We start from the raw sequence: 3,773 nt of genomic DNA, 5'->3' as shown, positions 1-3,773 counted from the left end.
GCGCCAGCCCCCGCGGCCCCGACCGATCCGCCCGGGCTGACCGCGGCCGAGCGGGCACTGCTGGCCGAGCTCGACCGCGAGGCCGAGCTGCTGCTCGCCGAGGAGCGGACCGCCCGCATCCCGCAGCTCGACGTGCCGATGCCGGCGAATCTCACCGCGTCCGAGGTCGTCCGGCTGCAGGCCGATCCGGCGGCGTTCGCCCGCGAGCTCGTCCGCCCGCTGCCTCGTCAGCCGGTCGCGGCGGCCCGCCGCGGCAGCCGCTTCCACTCCTGGGTGGAGGAGCTTTTCGACCATCGGGCGCTGATCGACGCCGAGGACCTGCCCGGTGCTCAGGACGCCGAACTCACCGACGACGACCTGCGCTCGCTGCAGGAGGCGTTCCTGCGGACCCCGTACGGCTCGCGCCGGCCCGCCGCGATCGAGGAGGCCTTCGAGCTCCCCCTCGCCGGGCGGATCCTGCGCGGCCGCATCGACGCCGTCTACGACCTCGGCGGCGGCCGATGGGAGGTGATCGACTGGAAGACCGGCCAGTCGCCCGCCGACGGGCTCCAGCTCGCCGTCTACCGGCTGGCCTGGGCCCGGTTGCGCGGCGTCGACCCGAGCGCCGTCGACGCCGCCTTCCTCTACGTCCGCACCGGGGCCGTCGTCCGTCCGCCCCTGGCCACCGAGGACGAACTCGCCGCGCTGCTCGCCGCCCCCGCCACCCGGCCAGTTCCCGCCACCCGGCCAGTCCCGGACACGCGCGCACAGCCGCCGGCACCTGCCCGCGCCGCCGACTGACACTGTCCCGCCCCGTCGCTGGTTGCGGTGCGTTCTACCCGGTATCGGCCGTCAGACCGCACAGAACGCACCGCAACCGCCCCGCCCGCCCCCGCCCCATCCCGCGCCGTCAGTTTCCGGTCGGGACGACGTCGGCCACCACGCAACTGATGTTGTCCGCGCCGCCGGAGCCGTTCGCCAAGGCGACGAGCTCACGGACCGCCTGCTCCGGCTCCGCCTCCGTCCCCAGCACCCGGCGCAGCTCCGTCGCCGGCACCGCGCCGGACAGCCCGTCGGAGCACAGCAGGTAGCGGTCGCCACGGCGCACCTCGCGCAGCCCGATGTCGGGGAAGGTCGCCGCGCTGCCGTCCAGCGCGCGCAGTAGCAGCAACCGCTGCGGGTGGGTCGCGGCCTCCTCCGGGCGCAGGCGCCCGTCCTCGACCATCGACCGGACGAACGTGTGATCGTGGGTGATCTGCCGCAGCTCGCCGCCGCGCAGCAGGTAGGCCCGCGAATCGCCGATGTGGACGAGCGCCAGGGCAGAGCCGGTCCACAACAGGGCGGTCAGCGTCGTCCCGACCGCGTTCGACACGTCGGCAGCGGCAGCGGCATCGGGGCCGGAGTCGACAAGCTCCCGGACGGCCTGGTTGGCCCGCGCGACCGCGTCGGCGAGGAAGCCGAGCAGCTCCCCGGGCGGCACGGGGGCGGCCTCCAGGCGGGCCACGGCGTCGACGGCGGCGGCACCGGCCGCGGCGCCGCTGGCACCGAAGCCATCGGCGACGGCGAGCACGGTGGAGCCGGCGTGCACCGCATCCTGATTGCTCGGCCGGACCAGGCCCCGGTCCGTCAGTGCGGCGTGCCGCAGCGTCAGCAGGGCGCTCGGAAGATCGGCGGGTGCGGGTGCGGGTGCGGGTGCGGGTGCGGGGGTCGTGGTTGTGGTCGTGGTCGTGGTCGTGGTGAACGGGTGCGGATCGGACATGTCGGCAGCCCTTCGAAGAAGGTGTTCGACGAGGACGGCGGCCAGGCTGCGGCGGGCGGCGGTGTCGGCCTCGGTCTCGGCCCAGAAGGCCGCCACCTCGCGGGCCGCGGCGGCCCCGTCGAGTTCGCGGACCCGCCGGATGCGCGCGAGCGGCATCCCCAGCCGGCGCAGCCAGGCCACCAGCCGGGCCTGCTCAAGCTGCTCCGGCGCGTGGCGGCGGTAGCCCGTCACCTCGTCGACCTGCCGCGGACGGAGCAACCCGAGCTCGTCGTAGAGCCGAAGCGCCTTCGGGGACAGCCGGCTCAGCCGGGCGAACTGCCCGATTGTCAGCAGAGTCATCGCCACCGCTTCCTCGGCCCAGGGCCTTGCTCGGCTCGGGGCCGTCCTCGTACCAGGCACAGCGCCCGGTTGCGGCCATGCTTCGGCCTGCCCATGGGGCAAGGTCAACCGGCGGCGCACTCGGGCGGCCCGGGTCAGACCTGCTGGTCGCCCAGATCGACGAGCAGGGCCCGGTGATCGGAGATCTCTGCGCGCCGGCACAGGACGGCGGTGACGTCACCCACCGGCCCGCGAGCCAGCACGTGATCGAGCTGGACGCGGGGCGCGTGTGCGGGATAAGTCGGGGTGATCGCCAGCCGTCGCCAGCGGGTCAGCATCGCCGGTAGGCGTCCCGGCAGGTTGAGATCCCCGAGCACGATCAGGGGGCCGTCGAGGTCGGCGAGGCGCCGGGACAACCGTAGCAACTGCAGCGCGTTCCACCCGGGGACGAACGACAGGTGCGTGGTGACGACGGTGAGCGGCCCGCCGGGCGCGTCGATCCGGGCGGCGATCGCGACCCGCGGCTCGTCGTCCAGCAGGATGAGGCGTCCCGGTCCGTTCGGGCCACCCGGAATCGCGATGGGGGAGCGGACCGGGGCTCGGCCCAGGTCGATCACCCGCCACTCGCGGACCGGCAGCGCACTGATCAGCGCGATGCCGTATGCCGGCTCGCCTGGCACGCGGGCGCCCTCGGCGGGCCGCCAGCCGGCCCCCGGCGTGCCGAACACGGTCGGGACGAACCGCCAGTTCCCGTCGGCAGCCCCGAGCGCCGCCGCCGCCTCGGCGGCCAGATCGATCCCGCCGGATCGAGGCTGGTCGAGATCGACCTCCTGCAAGCCGAGCACGTCCGCGCCCAGCCCGGCGATGGCGGCGGCGAATCGGTGCGGCTCGACCCGCCCGTCTTCGAGGGACAGGCCGTGCATCACGTTGAAGGAGCCCAGCCGCACGCCTGGACCGTACCGGACCGGACGGTCGCGGACTCCCCGGCGGCGCGGCGACGCTGGGGGCGGCGGACCTCGCCGCCGGCGGCGCGCACCCGAATGTCAGTGCCTGGCCGCGGCGCCCGCCGAGGAGTCCGACTCGCCGGAATCGGCCAGGCTGTGCCCATCGTCCGGACCATCCGCCCGGCCCGCGACGCCCACCTGGGCTGTGCCGCCCGCCCGGCCCGCGCCGCCCACTTTGGCTGTGCCGCCCACTTTGGCTGTGCCGCCTACCTTGGCTTCGGCTGTGCCGCCTACCTCGGCTGTGCCACCCGCCCTGGCTGTGCCGCCCGCCCCGGTCCCACCGTTCGGGCCGGTCCCACCGTTCGGGCCGAGCGCACCACTCGGGCCGAGCGCACCGCCCGGACCGGCCGCTGATTCGGCGCGGGTGGCGGTGGCGCCGGCGCGCAGCACCAGCTCGAGGTCGAAGCGGACATCGGGATCCTCCAGGCACGGCCCGAACAGCTCGCGGAGCTGATTGACGCGGTACCGAACGGTCTGCGGGTGGATGTGCAGCCGCTCGGCGATCAGTCCCCGCTGCCCGCGCAGCGACAGCCAGTGCAGCAGGGTCTCGGCCAGCCGTTCGCGGGTCCGGCTCGGCAGGCCGTCGAGGGGAGCGAGCAGCCGGGTCGCCAGATCCGTGACCAGACCCGGGTCGCGGGCGAGCACCAGGGCGCTGAGGTGCTCGTCGGTGAACAGCGGGTCGGCGGCGCCCGCGGCGGCGAGCCGGCCGGCCC

General features: G+C 75.3%; 4 protein-coding genes. 1 reads left to right on the top strand and 3 read right to left on the bottom strand.

Annotated features, from left to right (window positions below; genetic code table 11):
- Positions 1-780: PD-(D/E)XK nuclease family protein (locus ND748_RS27620; RefSeq protein WP_251749134.1), on the top strand; the 780-nt coding region annotated here is incomplete at its 5' end.
- Between the two features lie 109 nt (positions 781-889).
- On the opposite strand, the gene ND748_RS27615 is transcribed toward ND748_RS27620, so the two are convergent.
- The 3 genes from ND748_RS27615 to ND748_RS27605 all read right to left on the bottom strand — a co-directional run.
- Positions 890-2,077: a MerR family transcriptional regulator gene (locus ND748_RS27615; protein ID WP_251749133.1), complete on the bottom strand. Its 1,188-nt coding sequence runs from the start codon at positions 2,075-2,077 to the stop codon at positions 890-892.
- Between the two features lie 134 nt (positions 2,078-2,211).
- On the bottom strand, positions 2,212-3,003 hold the full coding sequence (locus ND748_RS27610) for an endonuclease/exonuclease/phosphatase family protein (RefSeq protein ID WP_251749132.1): 792 nt from the start codon (positions 3,001-3,003) through the stop codon (positions 2,212-2,214).
- 96 nt (positions 3,004-3,099) lie between these two features.
- A partial coding sequence (locus tag ND748_RS27605) for a helix-turn-helix domain-containing protein (RefSeq protein ID WP_251749131.1) occupies positions 3,100-3,773 on the bottom strand: 674 nt, incomplete at its 5' end.

The organism is Frankia sp. AiPs1 (assembly GCF_023716945.1).
Classification (GTDB): Bacteria; Actinomycetota; Actinomycetes; order Frankiales; family Frankiaceae; genus Frankia.
The sequence above is the reverse complement of the archived record's forward strand: the minus strand, read 5'-3'. Positions and strand labels throughout refer to the sequence as shown.